This window comes from Bacteroidales bacterium, from assembly GCA_026418905.1.
Taxonomy (GTDB): Bacteria; Bacteroidota; Bacteroidia; order Bacteroidales; family DTU049; genus JAOAAK01.
The window spans coordinates 66055-84509 of the sequence record JAOAAK010000003.1 but is presented as its reverse complement, the minus strand read 5'-3'; the positions used below and the strand labels follow the sequence as shown (position 1 = coordinate 84509).

Genomic DNA, 18455 nt, shown 5'->3' with positions numbered 1-18455 from the left:
ATGAGGAATAATACTTTCATTTTTTTAGGTACGGGTACTTCTACGGGCGTTCCTGTTCTTGGTTGTAGATGTCGGACGTGTTGTTCGCTGGATTTTCGAGATAAAAGGTTGCGTTCATCAGCTTATATTTTTTATAAAGGTGCGAAAATAATCATTGATTGTGGACCTGATTTTAGACAACAAATGTTACAGAATGGATTGGACGATGTGGACGCAATTTTAATCACTCACGGCCATCGCGATCATATTGGAGGTTTGGACGACATACGAGGGCTTAATTTTATGAAAAATAAAATTATCTCTGTCTATGCTGACGAACACATACGTCACGAGATAAGGCAAGCTTTTCCTTATGTCTTTGATCCTGGTGAATACACTGGTCCACCCATGATCAAATTTTTTCCTTTGCAGTCAACCATAAAAATAGAAAAGGCTATCGTTCAGGCTTTTCAGGTTTGGCATGGGAAGCAGAAAATATGGGGATTCAGATTCGAACGACTTGCTTATATTACTGATGCCAACAAATTAAACGATGATGTTATTGAATTTCTTCAAGGAACGGAAATTTTAATTATTAACGCATTAAGACTCCAGCCGCATGAAACCCATTTTTCGTTACAAGAAGCTCTATCAATCATAGAAAAAGTTAATCCACAAAGAGCCTACCTTACACACATAAGTCATTTTATGCCTCCTTATCGGGAGTTGCGAACACTATTGCCAGAAGGCGTGATAGCAGCTTACGATGGATTTTCATTTGAATTTTAGCTGGAAAGTTCCTGAGGGTGGTGAATTATTCCGTGATTGGTGATGTAGGCACGAATAAAATGAGCAGGAGTTATATCGAATGCGTAATTAACGGTGGGAAAATGAGTGACTGTTTTGGGGAAGAATTTCCACTCTTCATTTACCCAAACCCTTGCACAAAGGACTTCATCAGCGGAGCGTTGTTCTATGGGTATATCTACTCCTGTTTTTAGTTCAAAATCAAAAGTAGATAAGGGTGCGGCAACGTAGAATGGAATTTGATGGTAATGAGCCAGCACAGCGAGGGAATATGTTCCTATTTTATTTGCTACATCTCCGTTCATTGCTATCCTGTCAGCTCCTGTAATAATCATATCAATTTTATTCAAAGCCATTAAATATCCTGCCGAATTATCGGGTAATATGTTAAAGGAAATGTTTTCATGATATAATTCCCACGCAGTTAGCCGAGCACCCTGTAGGAGAGGTTGAGTTTCATCAACCCATATATGAATGGGAATACCTTTTTGTTTTGCCAGAAAAATAGGAGAAAGAGCCGTACCATAATCCCCACAAGCCAACCAACCAGCATTGCAATGGGTCAAAATGTTCACGGGACGATTTACCATGGTATAAAATTCCTCGATAAGCGAAAGCCCATATTCGCCGATGAGTTTAGCTGCTTCGATCTCTTCTTTGGCAAATTCACAAGCGGCTTTAAATGCTATGGAAGGATCATAACTCTCTTTCACCTTTTCCATGACGTAATTAGCTCCTCGCATGAGATTGACAGCAGTTGGTCTAGAATGAATGAGTCGATCGTATTCGAACTGAATACTTTTCTTGTTGTTTCTATGCTGTTCTAAGATAAGCCATATACCGTAAGCAGCTGCTATACCAATGGCAGGAGCTCCTCGGACGGTGAGGTTTTTAATAGCTTCCAGAAGTTCTTCAATGGTTTTGATTTCAACAATTTCAAAGCTAAATGGAAGATTGCGCTGATTGACTAAATAAATTATTTTTTTGTTTTGTTCTGCCCAAACAGATTGGTATGATTTTCCATTGAATAACATATCAAGACAACTTATTTTTGAATTCTAGATAATGAAACTTTCTAAGCAGTTGAAAAGATCCATCTTGCTTGATAATACCAATGGAAGGATGTTTTACTCCGTTGAAAAAAGTTGTCTTTACCATGGTATAGTGAATCATGTCTTCGAAAATAATTTCATCACCTATTTTGAGGGGTTCTGGAAAACTATAATCTCCAATGAAATCGCCAGCAAGGCATGTCATGCCTCCCATGCGGTAAACGTAAGGGAAAACACCTGGTTCGGCAGCATTTCGTATAACGGGCTTATAAGGCATTTCTAGAGTGTCTGGCATATGAGCTGAGAAAGAAACATCAAGCATGGCTGTCTGAATACGGTTGTTTTTTACAATATCCAGCACGGTTGCTTTAAGAAAGCCAGTTTCCCAACCTATAGCTTCTCCGGGTTCCATAATTAATTCCAGCCATGGATAACGGGACTTAAAATCATTGAGTAAGTTAATCAGGTGTTGCACATTGTAAGATTGGTGAGTAATCAGATGTCCCCCTCCTAGATTAAGCCACTGTATTTGAGGAAGATATCCTTTAAATTTGTTTAAAAAATTTTCTAAAACTCTTTCAAGAACGTAAGAGTCTTGTTCACACATAACATGAAAATGCAAGCCAGAAATGCCATCGGGAAGCTGTGATGGCATATATTCTCTGGTAATTCCAAGTCTTGAACCTTTTATGGCAGGATTATAAATATCGTGTTTAATTTCAGAGTATTCTGGATTAACACGTAAACCAGCTAATACACGATTATCTTTAAAGAAATGTTTATATTGCTCCCATTGGTTAAGTGAATTAAAAGTAACGTGAGTAGAAAGACGATATATGAAAGGGAACTCATTAGGCAGATAAACAGGGGCATAACTATGAGCTTTGGTATGCATCTCTTCGTATATAAGCAATGCCTCATTGAGAGAACTAGCAGCTGCTCCGTCTAAATATTCACGTATGATGGGAAAAACATGCCAAAAAGCAAAGCCCTTGAGGGCTAAAATAATTTTTACACCCGTTGCGTCTCGCACTTTTTTAAGCGTAGTAAGATTATCGATAAGTTTTTTTTCTTCTAAAACATAACAAGGGGAAGGAATATGTGCGTATTTCATTTGGCTAAATCAATCGGTAGTGGTTTATCAAGTTCTATATTCCATGGTAGTCCATATTTGTTTAGATCTTCCATGAATGGATCTGGATCTAGTTCTTCAACATTATAAACACCTGGTTTTTTCCATATGCCTTGGATATACAACTTTGCACCTATCATGGCAGGCACACCAGTCGTATAGTTAATTGCTTGAGTTCCTGTTTCTTTGTAGGCTTCTTCATGACTACAATTATTCCAAATATAGCATGTTCTTTCTTTTCCGTCTTTAATACCTTTTAACTGAACACCAATGGAGGTTTGACCTTTGTAGTTGCTCCCAAGCTCTGATGGCTCAGGTAGAACAGCTTTTAAAAATTCAAGTGGAACAATATCTATTCCATTAAAGTTAATAGGTTTAATAGATGTCATGCCTACTTCCTGTAGAACTTCAAGAGCTGTAAGGTAACGTTGAGAAAAAGTCATCCAGAATCTTGCTCGTTTCAGAGTGGGAAAGTTTTTCACCAGGCTTTCTAATTCTTCGTGATACATGAGATATGAATCTTTCGGGCCAATCCCAGGGTATTCGATAATTTTTTTCAATTCTTGAGGTTTTGTTTCAATCCATTGTCCGTTTTCGTAATAACGTCCGTTTTGGGTAACTTCGCGAATGTTGATTTCAGGATTGAAATTCGTAGCAAAATATTTTCCATGATCTCCAGCATTGCAGTCTACAATGTCTAAATAATGAATTTCATCAAAATAATGTTTATGAGCATATGCAACAAATGCCTGAGTAACACCAGGATCAAAACCACAACCAAGAATAGCCATGATTCCAGCTTCTTTGAATTTGTCTTTATAAGCCCATTGCCATTTATAACCGTAAGTAGCTAAATCCTTGGGTTCATAATTAGCCGTATCGAGATATGATACCTGAGTTTGAAGACAAGCATCCATAATAGGTAAATCCTGGTAAGGCAAAGCCACATTGACAACGATTTCCGGCTTAAAATCTTCAATGAGAGAAACAACTTCTTCGGTTCGGTCGGCATCGACAGTTGCCCCGTAAAAATGAGGCTTGTTTATTTTTTTTAATATTTTTTCAACCTTACTATAGGTTCTACTTGCAATTAAAACTTCGCTAAAAATTTCAGGCAATTGTGCCATTTTGTGGGCTACTACAGTCCCCACACCACCTGCACCAATGACCAGAACCTTTGCCATATCGATTATTTTTGCAAAAATGCAAAAAAATATTCGTTTTTAAAAAAGTTTTGTCCATAAGAATACTAATTTTGTGAAAAAATGATAAAGCCAGAACCAGGTATCTATAATGAACCGATTATTATTGAACTTTCTAAAGATGTTGTTGAATACAGCTTTGATGGAGAGAAATTTTTCTCTTATTATGGTCCTTTTTTGCTAGAAAACACCACAACTCTTTATGTAAAAAAAAATCATCATGAAATCCTAACTTTTCATTATGAAATAAATGATTCTACGGCAAATTGCCCTGGTAAAATATTTATTATTGGCGGCGCTGATAAGTCTTTTTCCATTCATCAAGCAATTGTGGAAGCATCTGGTGAAAAAGAAAATACTCGCATCGCATTTATTCCGGCGGGTTCAGCTAATCCCTATGCTGCGGGTATGGATCGTTGGGTGAGATTTGAAAAATATTGTGGTTTGAGGTTAAATTATGATAAGATACCGGTTTTGAATGGGAAATTTGACTTTTCAAGTCTTGACAACAATGAGTGTTTTTGGATTGTTCCCGTTGCTTTGATTGATGACCCCTACACCAATGCTCGACCAACTAACGATCCAGACCATGTCATCAATGATGAAAGTACATATCCAGATATCAATGAATCTTTATGGAAAACTGGTTCAATTAATCCTGGAATTGCAAGCAAATTACTCAAAGGTAACTACCATGTTATTTTCTTAACAGGTGGGAATCAGGCACGTTATGTTGCACTTTTTTTCTATCCTGATGGCCGGGAAACATTGCTTCTGCAAGTTATAAAATACTTACATAAAAAGGGTACAATAATAGCAGGTACTAGTGCTGGAGCAGCTTCTTTATCAAAGTTGATGCTCATGTCGGGAGGAAGTGCTTTTTCATGGTTAGAAGCACCCTACATTGAAAAGTTAAAAGACGAAATCAACGATCCTGAAAGTTTTCCCATTGTAAAAAATGGCTTAATAATAGGAAAAGGATTAGGAATACTCCCGGATAATATGATCGTCGACACGCATTTTAGTCAAAGAGGAAGACAAGGGAGATTGTTGCGTGCTGTTGAGTATTTAGCTGGAAACAATACAGAGATGTGGGGAATAGGCGTAGACGAAGACACAGCAGCTATACTTTCAGCTGATGAGTTACGAGTGGTAGGGAGTGGAACAGTACTGTTAGCAAAAAAGGAAACTAATTTCTCTTTTCTTATTCATTGCCTTTCTCATGGCGACAAGGTGAAAAGATCCGTTCATAAATATTTTGTCGTTCAATCATTGGTTTTCGAAGGTATTGAGGTTGAAAGCAATGACCTTCCTGATTATATCGTAGAACCTGACATTTTCGGAAAGGACAAATTCAATAAACTTATCCAAAATCAACTCGTTTCATCAAATTTGCATTTATCGTATGGTCTGATAATAAATGATAGGGACGAAAATAGTAGTGATGTATATCCTTCGTTAAATTCTTATGAAGCTCTTCCAGCTATGATATTTCACAAAAGATCTGATTCAAAGTGGTACCGAAAAGAAGTGGAGATAAAGAATTTTGGTTTTAAGGACAAACATTATCCCAATATTCAATTGAGTAGTTTCACTCAAATTTCTTATTCCAATATTGTGGCTTCTATAAAAATGGTTGATTTAGTCAATGTTCCATATTTTCTCCATATAGCTCCTTCCATTACTGATAATTTCAACGAAAATAAGGAAACAAAGATTGGTATTTTAGCTCATAGAACTAATATAAACTGGATAGTTCATTTCAGCTTTTACGACTATGCATATGATGACGAAACTAGGTCCTTGATTTTGCTAACGGAACCATGTGCGAAAGGAACTCTGACTATAAACAACAAAATTTTTCAATGTGATGAAAATGGTTTTTGTTTGGTTAGTTTTGATGATATGGCAACAGGAGTTTGGAATTTTCAAACCAAGAAAGGACGTCAGGTTACTTTTAAAATTGATAAGCTTTCAGATTTTTTATTGCTTTTTAGTAATGAAACATTCTAACTTAATATGAAAATATTTCATCGCTGGGTATTATTGTCTTTTGTTAAACCATGGTTGCTTACGTTTTTTCTTTCCATTTTTGTTTTGCTCATGCAATTTTTATGGAAATACATAGATGATTTGGTGGGGAAAGGTATTGAAGGGTGGATGCTGTTTAAACTTCTTTTTTATGCATCAACGACGTTTGTACCAATGGCTTTACCTTTATCGGTGCTATTAGCTTCTCTGATGACTTTTGGTTCATTGGGTGAGCATTATGAACTGATTGCCGTAAAATCTTCTGGGATTTCATTTAGAAAGTTAACTCAACCTTATTTTATTTTTATTACCTTTCTTGCATTGTTTGCTTTTTATTTTAATAACAATATACTGCCTCAAGCAAACCTTAAAATGTATGCATTGCTTTTTAGTGTGCGTGAACAAAAACCAGCTTTTAATCTAAAACCCGGTGTTTTTTATGATGAAATCGAAGGCTATATCATCAAAGTAAGTAAAAAAGGAAAAGATGGCAAAACTCTTGAAAACATTGTAATTTATGACTTAACAAAGCCTGCAGGTGGACTTTCCTTTTTAATTGCTAAAAAAGGCTATATGGAGATTACACCCGATAAGCGAACGCTTATTCTGACTCTTTTTGATGGAGTTAGCTATACAGAGAGGCGGGATGTTGCTCATGCTAATGTTCGCTTTCCTTTTGAACGATTTGTGTTTAAGGAAGAAGTCATCCGTTTTGATTTAAGCGGTTTTGCCAGCATGCAAACCAATGAAGATCTCTTCAAAAGTCATTTTCAGATGATGAATGTCATTCAGCTTTTGAGGCAAATCGATACTTTAAAAAATCAATTTTATCAACGTCTAAATATTTATTGTGAACAAGTATTTAGTGGTTTACACTTTTATTCCAATATGGCTTTTAAACAACAATCTACGATTCAGCATAAAACATATAATATTTCCTCATGGGACGAAATTGACAAGATGTTTACTGAAGAAGAGAAAAAAAATATACGTCGAGATGCTGTTGGAATTGCAAGAATGCATTTGATGTTGGCTGATAATTATAAGCGTGAAAAACAAAATAACCGTGAGTTAATCATGCGGCATTATATTGAATTTCATCGAAAATTTACACTGGCTATTGCGTGTTTAATAATGTTTTTTATAGGTGCACCATTGGGTGCCATCATTCGCAAAGGAGGGTTCGGTCTTCCTTTGGTAGTGTCAATCATTGTGTTTATTTTCTACTACATGATTTCTATAATTTTTGAAAAATTTGTTCGTGAAATGACACTTCCTCCTTTTTGGGGCATGTGGGCATCGACATTTCTTACTTTTCCTATTGGAATATGGCTTATGTATAATGTCATACGAGAAAAACCAATCCTCGAACTGGATGCTTGGACAAAAGCCATCAATAGGCTTTTGATAAAACTGAAAATACTGAAAGAAAAATCTATTTCTTTATAAAGTGCAAATATTCCCCGCTTTCAGTTTTTATAAAATAGAAACCAGCCGATAGGTTAGCAATGTCAATTCTTGTTATGGGGGTATCAAGTAGTATCTCTTTTACTAACTGGCCCGTTACATCAAAGATATGAGCTTTTGTTTCTTTTGAGGCACTAATGAATAGTTCAGAAGTACATGGATTGGGGTAAAGGTATGCGATATTTTTTACATGTTCGATTTCTGTTGGTAAGAGGACACTAATCCCATCTGAACAGGTGGTAGAACTTATTAATCCAGCCTTGTTTTGAGCTTGAATACTTAGAAAATACTGATATCCTGATTCAATATTAGTAAGGAAAGAAAAAGTATCTTGAACCTCAATAGGGCCATAAATAAGTTCGTCGTGACAATGGTTTTTGTAAAGATATAGAATGTATTTTGATAGTCCGCTTTGAGCATCTGTAGATGGTACCCAGGTGGCATTGTAGGTAAGAGGAATAGGTGATATGATTTCGTCATAGTCAGGACCACTTAAACCAAAATCATTCACCGTTAATACGGGTGTTGGTGGAGTGTAATCGACATGTAATTCTTTACTATAAAGGTTAGAAATGAGTTGGTATTTATCGATGACTAGCGATGATACCAAAGCAGCTGGTGTTGTTGGGTTGGGATTCTGAACCCATATTAAATTGTTGGAATCTGTACCAACGGTAAGTAAAACACTGTCGAGGCGATTCAAAAAGACTTTAAAATCATCAAACCAAACTTTACTGTTGCCAGTACGAAGTGAGATAGCTATGCCCTGACGATAAAAAGAAGCATCTGTCCAACTAGTGACAAATGTGTTATTAATCCATACTGCATGATAGCCAGTCATGGGGTTGTATAAAACTTTAGCTTCGTACCATTGCCATGGAGTAAAAGGATAAGTTACATCTTTTATGAGATACATGGTGTTATTGATGTATTTGTACATTTGTACTTTTTGATTATCGCATCTGAACCATGCCATATAGCTATTTCCTCTATTAATTTGGGAAGGATCACTGCAGAAATAATGAAAACCACATCGACGATTGTTGGTATGATCAGGGGAACCAAACCGAAAACGCAAAGAATAAAGGTAAATGTGAGAGCTGTCTTGCTTAAGAGGGAAAGATAAGTTGGTGTTGCCTTCGGAGGAATCAAGCTGGATCAGGGTTGATTGTGAGACAGTCCAATCCCCAACGTATGTAATGGCATTCGTTGGTAGAGAATCATCGAATGTTTCATATAAAAAACCTTGATTAGGATCTCCTCGATAGGTTTGGTTCTTAAATTGTGCTAAATTCCAAAACTGATAAATGACTTCGGTATTGTCTTGATCTTCGAAATAAATCCAAGTTGTATCGGTTATCCATTGGGAATAGGGAAGAATGGATGTGATAGGGGGAATATCATCGTAGATGCATTGATAGGTTGCCATCCATCCTATTTTAGTAGTAGTGCCATTGCTACGGAATCGTATGGTTAGGTATGGCTGCGTTGAGGAAATATTGCCTGGAGAGTTGGTTCCAGAATAACCCCCGATGAGTGGAGAAGATGTGTTTGGTCCGTCGTAAATCCACAAGCTATCATATCCCGCTTCAAGTTCGAATTGATGAAATTGTATCATTACACGGACGGCATTGGTTGGGCGTAAGGTGAAGACAAGATTTTCATTGTCATAATAATTTCTCCCTGGGCCACCCATATCGTAGATGGTGTCGGAACAAGCAACATTCGAACAGGTAGAAAATTTGCTAGCGATAAGGTCCCAAAAATCTGTGTATCCATCATCATAGCCTAATGCCCAAATACCTATACCTGCTAGTCCCCTCATGTTAATAAATTCAAACTTTCTCGCCATGCTTTTGACGTTGTCTACCCAGCACTGATAGTATTTGCCTGCCGACGTGTAAGCCCAATAGTTGCTCATGCTATTAGCTTCCCAACGTTGGTTGGCGGAATTGTAATTTCCAGAAGCATTGGTACGAACAGTTTTGTATGTTCGACTCGATCCTGTAGTCACCGTTGAAGAAGGTATGGTAAGCGATGTAGTTTGCCATTCAATGCCATAATAGGGAACACCCATCAAAAGTTTTTGGGGAGGAATACCTTTATTTAGATAAGAAGTAATGGTTCTGCTATAGTTATAATCAAAACTTCCGAAGGTATAAAGTGGAGCTGAGGGACCTGCAGTTGTACTTCCACTGTAGTAATAATCATACCCCATAATGATAAAATAATCAACGTACGAATTCAAGGCAGCTATGTCCCACACATTGCTCCAGTCGACAGCTGGAAGAGCAACAGTAAGAATAGAGTTAGGGATACGTTGGTGTAGAGAATCTGCGATTTGTTGTATAAAACTAGTTAATTGAGTTTTATAAGTACTACTTACTCCTTCAAAATCGATATTGATTCCATGTGCATTTCTGTTTTGAACTGCATTGAGAACATTGGTAATAAGATTACTTCTTGCAGTAGAAGAAGTAAGAAAAGTTCCATGATTTGAAAAAAGAGTTATGCATAGACTGACTCTTTTGCCCTGATTTAGAGCAGTAGTTACAACAGATGCTGTTGCCCAATTGTGTGTGTTGGTTGGATTGCCTGTAGCAGGATCAAATTCATAGCTGAAATAGCATAGATCCGAGATCAGATTCCATTGATAATTGACCTCCAGACCGTTCGACCAATAAGGATGCCATCCAAAAATAATTTTTTCGAGCTGACATGATGAGTTATTCTTACTTGTTATTGGAGTAGAAGGCTCAAAGGTTATAGAGCCAAATTCTTGTTGATGCAAAAGATGAATTGGAATATATTGAGCTATAATGAAGTTCCTAAAAACAAAAGCCAATGAAAAAACAATAATAATTGCTTTTTTCATTCAAAAGCATTTTTTCAAAAATAATAAAGATTGTTGAATAAATTAATGAAATAAAAAACCTCATCATTTAAATGATGAGGTTCAAAAAAGTTAAAATATTTTTCTAGTCTATGTCCTCAATTTTCCACTTTCCATCTTCTTTTGTCAATTCAGCTTTACCTTCGTTAAAATCAGAATCATCTTTTGCTTTAGCTTTAAATGTGCAGATGGCTTTACTTCCTTTGTCATCTATCTTACATTGTATATCTTTTATTTCGATGGATAGTTCTGATTTTTTATCTGGAGATTCTTTAATAGTTTTTTCCATCTCTTCAAGAGTTTGTTTGACTTTGCCGGTACATAAGTCTTTTGCCTTGTCAAATTCAGCTTTTGATACATACTCGAAGAAATTTTTCACAACCTGTTCAGGTTTTTCTTTATTAGAACAACTGCTTATAGCAATTGTTACAATGATAGCAATTAAAATACTTACTAACTTTTTCATGAGCTTATTTTTTAATAGGGCAAATTTAAAAATTTTTTTATGCATTACATTAGTTAAAAGAAAATGTTTGTTGAATGCTTAATATAGCAATAGCAATAAACACAAATACAAATATGAGTAGAAAAAAAGTAGATAAACCTACACTTATCCAGCCCAAAAGCTTACCCGTTTTGGCATTTTCATATTCTTTGGTATCGTATAAATCTGGTTGTTCTTCGTAGATTTTGATAGCTCTGTTCCCTTCTAAAATAGCTACAACACCTAAAATTAGGCCAATGATGAAAGCTGTAAAAGTTAGGACAATAGAAATTATTCCTAATATGTATGCATTTTGGGCATTCGGAAGCGATGATTTAACTTGGGTTTCCATATTTACAATTTTGAGATTTATTCAACAAAAAATTAATTACTTCTATGGCTTCGAGGGCTGCAGCGATAGATACTTTGGGCGCGAGAGGAGGATTTTCTTCAGATACGTCATTCATAAAATCACCAATTAAAACCAAATTACCATTCCGAACGACTTTAAATTTGTCCAGATGATTCAACCCAGCAAGTCCAGAAACACTTACTAGAAGTTTTTCAGGAAAGTAAGTTTCCACAGTTTCAATGATCATGAGTTTGTGTTCTTTAAGATCAAATGCTTCGACAATAGCATCGCAAGTTGAGAAAATTTCTCTCACTTTTTCGGGTGTTAAAAAAACTTCAAAAGCCTCGATCTGTGCGAATGGGTTAATTCGAAGTAAATTTTCTTTTAGGGTAAAAGCTTTCTTTTGATTTATCTGGTCGTAGAAAAAAAATTGCCTATTTAAATTATTTTCAGTAACCACATCGTAATCAGCTAATATTAACTTTTTTATACCAGTCCTTAAAAGCATTTGGGCACAATTGCTACCCAAACCTCCACATCCAGCAATTCCTACTTGACATTGAGATAAACGTTCTTTTATTTCATTAAATGTCATTTAAATTTTTACGCAAAAATATAAAAAAGTGAGATAAAGTTTATTTTTTTATTTTTTTAATTCTCTGAACATATTTAGTTCTTCCTTTTTTGAAACAGGAGTTATTGGTGGGTGTGGGATGGATGATGCATTTTCCTTCCAATGTGAGATGAGATTCTTAGCTTTCAAGGTATCTTTGTTTGGAATATCCTTTATAGTGGAAAGTTTGTTTGATATTACCGATAGCGAATCTTTGTATATATGCTGGCCTCTTAAAGCGGAAAAAAACAAACATACTAATAAAACGAAAAAAAGCTTTTTCTGTTTCATAATCCATAAAGTTTAAGGTCGATAAACCATTAACATCATCCCTGATTGCAAAGCGGATGTATTATCGCCGGCAGTGATAGCGTTGCCACCAGCGGTATTTGCTCTTCTAGTTTGCAATTCAAAAGTGTAATTTCCATTGGCTGGAACAGTGTACCTACCTGCAATGGAATAAGAAGTAAATGGAGAGTAATTTGAACCAGAGTAATCAACCCCCACTCTTGCCCATGCTCCATCAGGAAAGTCTGCACCATTTACTGCAATTCTTACGTCTATGTAACAATATACAACATCCGTTGTACCATCGCAATTATTATCTGCCATGGCACCTCCATAGCCCCAAGCAAAGACAACATCACCAGCTTGTAAAGCAAGTGTAACAGAGACTCCTGGATGTGTCATCCATGCGTTATTGTTAACACATACATTTGCTGTAGAGTTAAATGCATTTTGATATACAAGAGTTGCAGCAGGAGAAAACCAAACGGGAGGAAGTCCAGCTCCCTGAGATCGAAGGTATTGCCCGCTAGCACCTGCTGTTCCATTTGGCATAAGAGCTCCAGAAAATTGAATATTACCAGTTACGTCCAGTCTTTGGGTAGGGTTCGAAGTCCCTATCCCCACATTACCTGTAGATAAAATTCTCATTCTTTCTACATTATTAGTTCTAAATACTAGAGGTTGATTATCAGTTGTGCCAATAAAATTGTTAACAGGATCCGTGGCAGCATTACCTCTAATGAGCCACGCGTCTTGGGTTGTGATTAATTTTGTCCAAACCGGAGCGGCACTCGTGCCTGAATTGTAGTAATAACCTGTAGGTAAAGCTCCCCCCGTATTGTATACCAGTAAGCTGGTAGCAGGACTTGGGATAGTAACTGCATCGTTAATTCCTGTAAGAGTTACACGAGGTATAAGAATTCCCTTATTCGTAGCTTGCACTTCTAGCATAGCTGAAGCATCAGGAGTAAAAAAAGATGAACCAACTCCTACACTTTGAGCAAAAACATTAGAAAAACTCAATAACAAAAATATAAAAGCTATTTTATCCATAAGTTATACTTTACTACAAAATTACAATTCTTTATAGAAATTTTATAGAAAAAAACAAGTTGGAATTTTAAGTTTTTTATTTTTGCAAAAAAGAGGAAAATTATGAACATAACTGAATTAAAATCCAATAGGAAGTTTTTAAAAAGATTTCAGTATGAAATAACACCTGTTTATAGGGGATATACTGATAAAATTTTGTACATTAATTTGAGTAACTTACAACATGAAATTAAGGATGTACCACCATTGATGAAAGAAAAATTTATTGGTGGGCGCGGGTATGGATTAAAGCTTTTGTGGGATGCTGTTACTCCTAAAACTCGTTGGAATGATCCTGAAAATGAGATTATCATTTCTGGCGGTCCCCTTTGTGGAATAACTCAATATAGCGGGGCAGGAAAATCCATTGTTGTAACTCTCAGCCCAACAACAGAAATTCCCATTGACAGTAATGTAGGTGGTTTCTTTGGCCCTTTTTTGAAAATATGTGGCTTTGATGCACTGGAATTACAAGGGATTGCCGATAGAGACGTAATAATCTTTCTAGACGGAACCACAGGTGTCGTTGAAATTTTTGAGGATCCTGGCCTTTCGAAGGATTCTCATTTGCTGGTGGAAGAATTGACTGAAATGTTTGCTTATGATGAAAAAGATAAAAGAAACATTGGAGTTGTTAGCACTGGTTCTGCAGCAGAAACCAGCCTTATTGGAATGCTTAACTTTAGTTTTTATGATCCAAAGCGAAAAAAAGTACGCGTCAAACAAGCTGGTCGTGGCGGGACAGGCACAGTATTTCGGCATAAACGCATTAAAGCACTTGTGGCAAAAGTTTCCGGTGTGTCGGCCAATTTCAACAATGTAGTAGATATTCAAACTATCATCGAAAGGGGATTGCGTTTAAAGAAAGAAATAGATGAATTAGATGCCGTTCAAAATGAAATGCGTTCTAAGGGTACGGCTCATCTTACCAACATCATGGGTGATTATGACTTGTTACCAACTCATAATTTTCGATATGGAACTCATCCTGATGTTCATAAGGTTCATAGCGATATATACAAGGAGTATTTTACACAAAATATATTTGATGGGTGTTGGCTGGGATGTCACTTGAGTTGTTCCAAAGGCGTAGATGATTTTGAATTGAAAACTGGACCATTCAAAGGACATAAAGTTTTGGTGGATGGTCCCGAGTATGAAACGACAGCTTCTTTGGGGTCAACCATGGGAATTTTTGATCCGGAGTTTACGATAGAGGCTAACTTTTATTGTGATACATATGGTGTTTGTACGATCACATGGGGAAATATCGTGGGGTTTTTGATGGAATGTTATGAAACCGGTATTTTGAACAAAGAAAGAACAGGGGGTCTTGAACTTAATTTCGGTAACAAAGAAGCTGCCATGGAACTTCTTCATCAGTTAGCTCGCGGAGAAGGATTTGGAAAAATTGCGGGATTGGGGGTGAAAAAACTCAAAGAAATGTTTATCGAAAAAGGTTGGGGCGATCCTCAATTTATTCAAGATATTGCTATGGAAAACAAAGGTCTAGAATATAGCCTCTATGTTTCTAAAGAATCTCTTGCACAACAAGGAGGATATGCTCTTACCAATAAAGGTCCTCAGCACGATGAAGCTTGGCTCATTTTTATGGATATGGTAAATAATCAGATACCAACTTTTGAAGATAAAGCTGAAGCTTTGTATTATTTTCCAATCTTTAGAACCTGGTTTAGTTTACAGGGACTTTGCAAACTACCTTGGAATGACATCGAACCCGCCAATAATGCTGAAACTGATGAACCTCACAAAATTCCAGAACATGTCGATAATTACGTAGCCATTTATTCAGCTGTTACGGGTAAGCCTTTTAGTAAGGAAGAACTAATTTTACAAAGTGAACGCGTCTATAATTTTCAACGCGTATTTAATATCCGTATGGGAAAAGGACTTCGTAAACATGACCAACAACCCTATAGAGCTGCTGGTCCGGTGACTGAAGAAGAATATTTAAGTCGTCAGGATAGATACGATAAACAGCTTCAGGAAATCTTGGGATTAGATACTCGTCAGATGACCTTACAGGAAAAAATGAAAGCACTTCGAAAATATCGTGAGGAGCAGTATGAAAAATTGGTAGATGCTGTTTACAAACGTCGTGGTTGGAACAAAAACGGTGTGCCCACAATTGAACATTTAAAGAAAATAGGGATGGATTTACCTGAAGTTATCGAAGTTGTGGCTCCTTTGCAGTAAAAGATGATTCCTTATAATAAAGAAGCCGCCCATGGGCGGCTTTCTTTATTATGAACTCTTGAGCGGAGAGTGAGGGATTCGAACCCCCGGTCCCGCGGTGACGGGACAACGGTTTTCAAGACCGCCGCAATCGACCACTCTGCCAACTCTCCATGGCAAAAATACAAAAAATCTCAAAGCAAATATGAGTTTTTTTACTTTTGCATAAAATTTTACCTCTTATGCAATTAGCTTCCAAATACGATCCATCTCTCGTTGAAGACAAATGGTATGCTTTCTGGATGGAAAAAGGTTATTTCTATTCTTATCCTGACAAAAGAGTTCCTTATACCATTGTCATACCTCCCCCTAACGTAACGGGGGTATTGCATATGGGACATATGCTTAACAATACCTTGCAGGATGTTCTGATCAGGCGTGCAAGAATGCTTGGGTTTAACGCTTGCTGGGTACCTGGAACTGATCATGCATCGATTGCCACCGAAGCTAAAGTTGTTCAAAAACTCCAAGCAGAAGGTATCGAAAAACATCAACTTACGAGAGAGGAGTTCTTAAAACATGCCTGGGAATGGAAAGAAAAACACGGAGGGATTATCCTCGAACAACTAAAAAAATTAGGAGCATCACTTGATTGGAATCGAACACGTTTTACGATGGATCCCAAATATTATGAGTCTGTTATTCATGTTTTTGTAAGATTGTACGAGGAAGGCCTTATTTACAAAGGATATCGTATGATCAATTGGGATCCACAGGCGTTGACTGCTCTAAGTGATGAAGAAGTCATTTATAAAGAAGTAAGTGGGAAACTTTATTATGTTAGATATTACTTCGTTGAAGATCCAACACGTTATCTTGTTATTGCTACGACACGTCCAGAAACTATATTGGCTGATACAGCAGTATGTGTCAATCCAAATGATGAAAGGTACAAATCTTACATAGGTAAGAAGGTTTACGTTCCATTAGTTCGGAGACCAGTCTCTGTCATAGCTGACGAATATGTAGATATGGAATTTGGTACTGGATGCTTGAAGATTACACCTGCCCACGATCCGAATGATTATGAAATTGGATTAAAGCATCAACTGGAGGTCATTGATATTTTTACAGAAAGAGCTACTTTAAATGAAAAAGCTCAAATTCTTGTAGGAAAAGATCGATTTGAAGCCCGAAAAGAGATTGTTCATTTACTCGATAACCAACAACATATAGAGAAAATTGAAGATTATATCCATAAAGTTGGATTTAGTGAGCGAACCGATGTAATAATCGAACCCCGACTTAGCGAACAATGGTTTCTTAGCATGAAAGAACTTGCTAAACCTGCATTAGACGTAGTGATGAAGGATGAAGTGAAATTTTATCCCGCTAAGTTTAAGAATACTTATCGTCATTGGATGGAAAATGTAAAGGACTGGTGTATTAGTCGTCAGTTATGGTGGGGGCATCGCATACCAGCATGGTATTTACCAGATGGAAGTTACGTAGTAGCTCATCATGAAGGAGAAGCCTTGCAAAAAGCTCGAGAAAAAAATCCCAATATTGATTTGTCAGATTTAAAGCAAGATGAAGATGTTCTTGACACTTGGTTCAGTAGTTGGATATGGCCTCTTGCCGTTTTCGATGGTATTCTTGATTCAAACAACGAAGATTTTAAATATTATTATCCAACCAATGATTTGGTAACTGCACCTGAGATTATGTTCTTTTGGGTAGCACGTATGATCATGGCAGGTTTGCATTTTCAACAAAAAATACCTTTCAAAAATGTTTATTACACTGGTATTGTAAGAGATAAGATAGGGCGAAAAATGAGTAAATCGCTTGGAAACAGCCCCGAACCTCTTGATCTTATTGCCAGGTATGGTGCAGATGGAGTTCGTTTTGGAGTTTTGTTCTGTTCTCCTGCTGGTAACGATCTTTTGTTTGATGAATCGCTCTGCGAACAAGGAAGAAATTTCAGTAATAAAATTTGGAATGCACTTCGATTGGTTAAATCGTGGCACGTTAGCCATGAAATTTCTTCTCCAGAGTATGCTGAGCTTGCTATTCAATGGTTTTACCATAATTTGCAATCGAACAAAATACAAATTGAAGAAAATTTCAACAATTTTAGAATTTCTGATTCTTTACATCTGCTTTATCAGCTCATTTGGGATGATTTTTGTTCCTGGTACCTTGAAATTGTGAAGCCATCTTTCGGTAATCCTGTAGATTCAAAAACCTACCAACAAACTATTTCTTATTTTAAGGAATTGATGATGCTGCTGCATCCTTTCATGCCTTTTATTACAGAAGAAGTTTGGCAAGCCCTAAGAGATTCCGAAGATCCTGAAAGTATCATGATTTCACGGTGGTTAAAAGCGGAGAATTTCGACAAAACAATTTTAGATGAATTTGAGTTTATTAAAGAATTGGTTTCAACTATTCGTGGTTTTAGAAAACAAAATGATGTTCCCACTCATGAAAAAATTGCCGCACAATTTGCACCTCGTGAAATGAAAGAAACTATCTTGAAATATGCCCCGATAGTCAAAAAGCTGACAAATTTGGAAAGCTTAATTGAAGTGAATGAAAAACCTAAAGATCATTTATTGTACATGGTTCGCACAGAGTCTTTTTTCTTTCCGACAAAATCATTGAACATCGAAGAGGAAAAAAATAGGTTGTTAGAAGAACTTGCTTACTATGAGGGGTTTCTTGCAAGTGTACAAAAAAAACTATCCAATGAATCGTTCTTAAGCAAGGCGCCAGCAGAAATTGTTCAGAAAGAAAAGAAAAAAGAAGCTGATGCTCTCGAAAAAATAAAGGCCATCAAAGAAAAATTAAAAATATTGTAGTAT

Annotated in this window: 14 protein-coding genes and 1 tRNA gene; 5 read left to right on the top strand and 10 right to left on the bottom strand. The window is 36.5% G+C overall.

Translation table 11 applies throughout. The features are described from left to right. A complete protein-coding gene (locus tag N2Z72_00585; protein ID MCX7696172.1) occupies nucleotides 1-768 on the top strand; it encodes an MBL fold metallo-hydrolase in 768 nt (255 codons plus the stop codon). Here N2Z72_00585 and mtnA read toward each other — a convergent pair. The 3 genes from mtnA to N2Z72_00570 are packed head-to-tail and all read right to left on the bottom strand — an operon-like array spanning nucleotide 765 to nucleotide 4154. Then, on the bottom strand, nucleotides 765-1820 hold the full coding sequence (gene mtnA, locus N2Z72_00580) for an S-methyl-5-thioribose-1-phosphate isomerase (GenBank protein MCX7696171.1): 1056 nt from the start codon (nucleotides 1818-1820) through the stop codon (nucleotides 765-767). The genes N2Z72_00585 and mtnA overlap by 4 nt on opposite strands. A gap of 1 nt (nucleotide 1821) precedes the next feature. Next, nucleotides 1822-2952, bottom strand: a complete 1131-nt coding sequence (gene nspC / locus N2Z72_00575; GenBank protein ID MCX7696170.1) for a carboxynorspermidine decarboxylase — start codon at nucleotides 2950-2952, stop codon at nucleotides 1822-1824. After that, nucleotides 2949-4154 (bottom strand): saccharopine dehydrogenase family protein, encoded by a 1206-nt coding sequence (locus tag N2Z72_00570; protein MCX7696169.1) that lies wholly within the window; start codon nucleotides 4152-4154, stop codon nucleotides 2949-2951. Before N2Z72_00570 ends, nspC begins: the two co-directional genes overlap by 4 nt. Nucleotides 4155-4235: 81 nt before the next feature. On the opposite strand from N2Z72_00570, the gene N2Z72_00565 reads away from it, so the two are divergent. Further along, nucleotides 4236-6185, top strand: coding sequence for a cyanophycinase (locus N2Z72_00565; protein ID MCX7696168.1), 1950 nt, complete (start codon nucleotides 4236-4238; stop codon nucleotides 6183-6185). A 6-nt stretch (nucleotides 6186-6191) separates the two neighbouring features. Next, a complete protein-coding gene (locus tag N2Z72_00560; protein ID MCX7696167.1) occupies nucleotides 6192-7652 on the top strand; it encodes an LptF/LptG family permease in 1461 nt (486 codons plus the stop codon). Here the strand turns inward: N2Z72_00560 and N2Z72_00555 are convergent. From N2Z72_00555 to N2Z72_00530, 6 genes are all read right to left on the bottom strand, one after another. Further along, the gene (locus N2Z72_00555) at nucleotides 7639-10545 is read right to left on the bottom strand and encodes a glycosyl hydrolase family 18 protein (protein ID MCX7696166.1); all 2907 of its coding nucleotides are present in this window, start codon (nucleotides 10543-10545) and stop codon (nucleotides 7639-7641) included. The genes N2Z72_00560 and N2Z72_00555 overlap by 14 nt on opposite strands. A 103-nt stretch (nucleotides 10546-10648) precedes the next feature. After that, the gene (locus N2Z72_00550; GenBank protein ID MCX7696165.1) at nucleotides 10649-11029 is read right to left on the bottom strand and encodes a DUF4878 domain-containing protein; all 381 of its coding nucleotides are present in this window, start codon (nucleotides 11027-11029) and stop codon (nucleotides 10649-10651) included. 49 nt (nucleotides 11030-11078) lie between these two features. Next, the gene (locus N2Z72_00545) at nucleotides 11079-11399 is read right to left on the bottom strand and encodes a CCC motif membrane protein (protein ID MCX7696164.1); all 321 of its coding nucleotides are present in this window, start codon (nucleotides 11397-11399) and stop codon (nucleotides 11079-11081) included. Next, entirely contained in the window at nucleotides 11383-11994 is a 612-nt protein-coding gene (thiF, locus tag N2Z72_00540; GenBank protein ID MCX7696163.1) for a sulfur carrier protein ThiS adenylyltransferase ThiF, read from the bottom strand. Before thiF ends, N2Z72_00545 begins: the two co-directional genes overlap by 17 nt. 48 nt (nucleotides 11995-12042) lie before the next feature. Then, nucleotides 12043-12303, bottom strand: a complete 261-nt coding sequence (locus tag N2Z72_00535) for a hypothetical protein (protein MCX7696162.1) — start codon at nucleotides 12301-12303, stop codon at nucleotides 12043-12045. Nucleotides 12304-12315: 12 nt separating this feature from the next. Continuing rightward, nucleotides 12316-13353, bottom strand: coding sequence for a hypothetical protein (locus N2Z72_00530; protein MCX7696161.1), 1038 nt, complete (start codon nucleotides 13351-13353; stop codon nucleotides 12316-12318). A gap of 102 nt (nucleotides 13354-13455) precedes the next feature. Between N2Z72_00530 and N2Z72_00525 the strand changes: the two genes are divergently transcribed. Then, nucleotides 13456-15609: a hypothetical protein gene (locus N2Z72_00525; GenBank protein MCX7696160.1), complete on the top strand. Its 2154-nt coding sequence runs from the start codon at nucleotides 13456-13458 to the stop codon at nucleotides 15607-15609. Nucleotides 15610-15672: 63 nt separating this feature from the next. On the opposite strand, the gene N2Z72_00520 is transcribed toward N2Z72_00525, so the two are convergent. Next, a tRNA-Ser gene (locus N2Z72_00520) sits at nucleotides 15673-15761 on the bottom strand. Nucleotides 15762-15830: 69 nt separating this feature from the next. Between N2Z72_00520 and N2Z72_00515 the strand changes: the two genes are divergently transcribed. Beyond that, nucleotides 15831-18452: a valine--tRNA ligase gene (locus N2Z72_00515; protein MCX7696159.1), complete on the top strand. Its 2622-nt coding sequence runs from the start codon at nucleotides 15831-15833 to the stop codon at nucleotides 18450-18452. The last annotated feature ends 3 nt before the right edge of the window (nucleotides 18453-18455 follow it).

What these genes read in the sequence shown, in the direction of transcription:
- N2Z72_00545 (MCX7696164.1), bottom strand. Translation starts at nt 11,399, where the DNA reads ATGGAAACCCAAGTTAAATCATCGCTTCCGAATGCCCAAAATGCATAC.
- mtnA (MCX7696171.1), bottom strand. Translation starts at nt 1,820, where the DNA reads ATGTTATTCAATGGAAAATCATACCAATCTGTTTGGGCAGAACAAAAC.
- N2Z72_00560 (MCX7696167.1), top strand. Translation starts at nt 6,192, where the DNA reads ATGAAAATATTTCATCGCTGGGTATTATTGTCTTTTGTTAAACCATGG.
- N2Z72_00535 (MCX7696162.1), bottom strand. Translation starts at nt 12,303, where the DNA reads ATGAAACAGAAAAAGCTTTTTTTCGTTTTATTAGTATGTTTGTTTTTT.
- N2Z72_00515 (MCX7696159.1), top strand. Translation starts at nt 15,831, where the DNA reads ATGCAATTAGCTTCCAAATACGATCCATCTCTCGTTGAAGACAAATGG.
- N2Z72_00570 (MCX7696169.1), bottom strand. Translation starts at nt 4,154, where the DNA reads ATGGCAAAGGTTCTGGTCATTGGTGCAGGTGGTGTGGGGACTGTAGTA.
- N2Z72_00585 (MCX7696172.1), top strand. Translation starts at nt 1, where the DNA reads ATGAGGAATAATACTTTCATTTTTTTAGGTACGGGTACTTCTACGGGC.
- N2Z72_00525 (MCX7696160.1), top strand. Translation starts at nt 13,456, where the DNA reads ATGAACATAACTGAATTAAAATCCAATAGGAAGTTTTTAAAAAGATTT.
- N2Z72_00565 (MCX7696168.1), top strand. Translation starts at nt 4,236, where the DNA reads ATGATAAAGCCAGAACCAGGTATCTATAATGAACCGATTATTATTGAA.
- nspC (MCX7696170.1), bottom strand. Translation starts at nt 2,952, where the DNA reads ATGAAATACGCACATATTCCTTCCCCTTGTTATGTTTTAGAAGAAAAA.
- N2Z72_00555 (MCX7696166.1), bottom strand. Translation starts at nt 10,545, where the DNA reads ATGAAAAAAGCAATTATTATTGTTTTTTCATTGGCTTTTGTTTTTAGG.
- thiF (MCX7696163.1), bottom strand. Translation starts at nt 11,994, where the DNA reads ATGACATTTAATGAAATAAAAGAACGTTTATCTCAATGTCAAGTAGGA.
- N2Z72_00530 (MCX7696161.1), bottom strand. Translation starts at nt 13,353, where the DNA reads ATGGATAAAATAGCTTTTATATTTTTGTTATTGAGTTTTTCTAATGTT.
- N2Z72_00550 (MCX7696165.1), bottom strand. Translation starts at nt 11,029, where the DNA reads ATGAAAAAGTTAGTAAGTATTTTAATTGCTATCATTGTAACAATTGCT.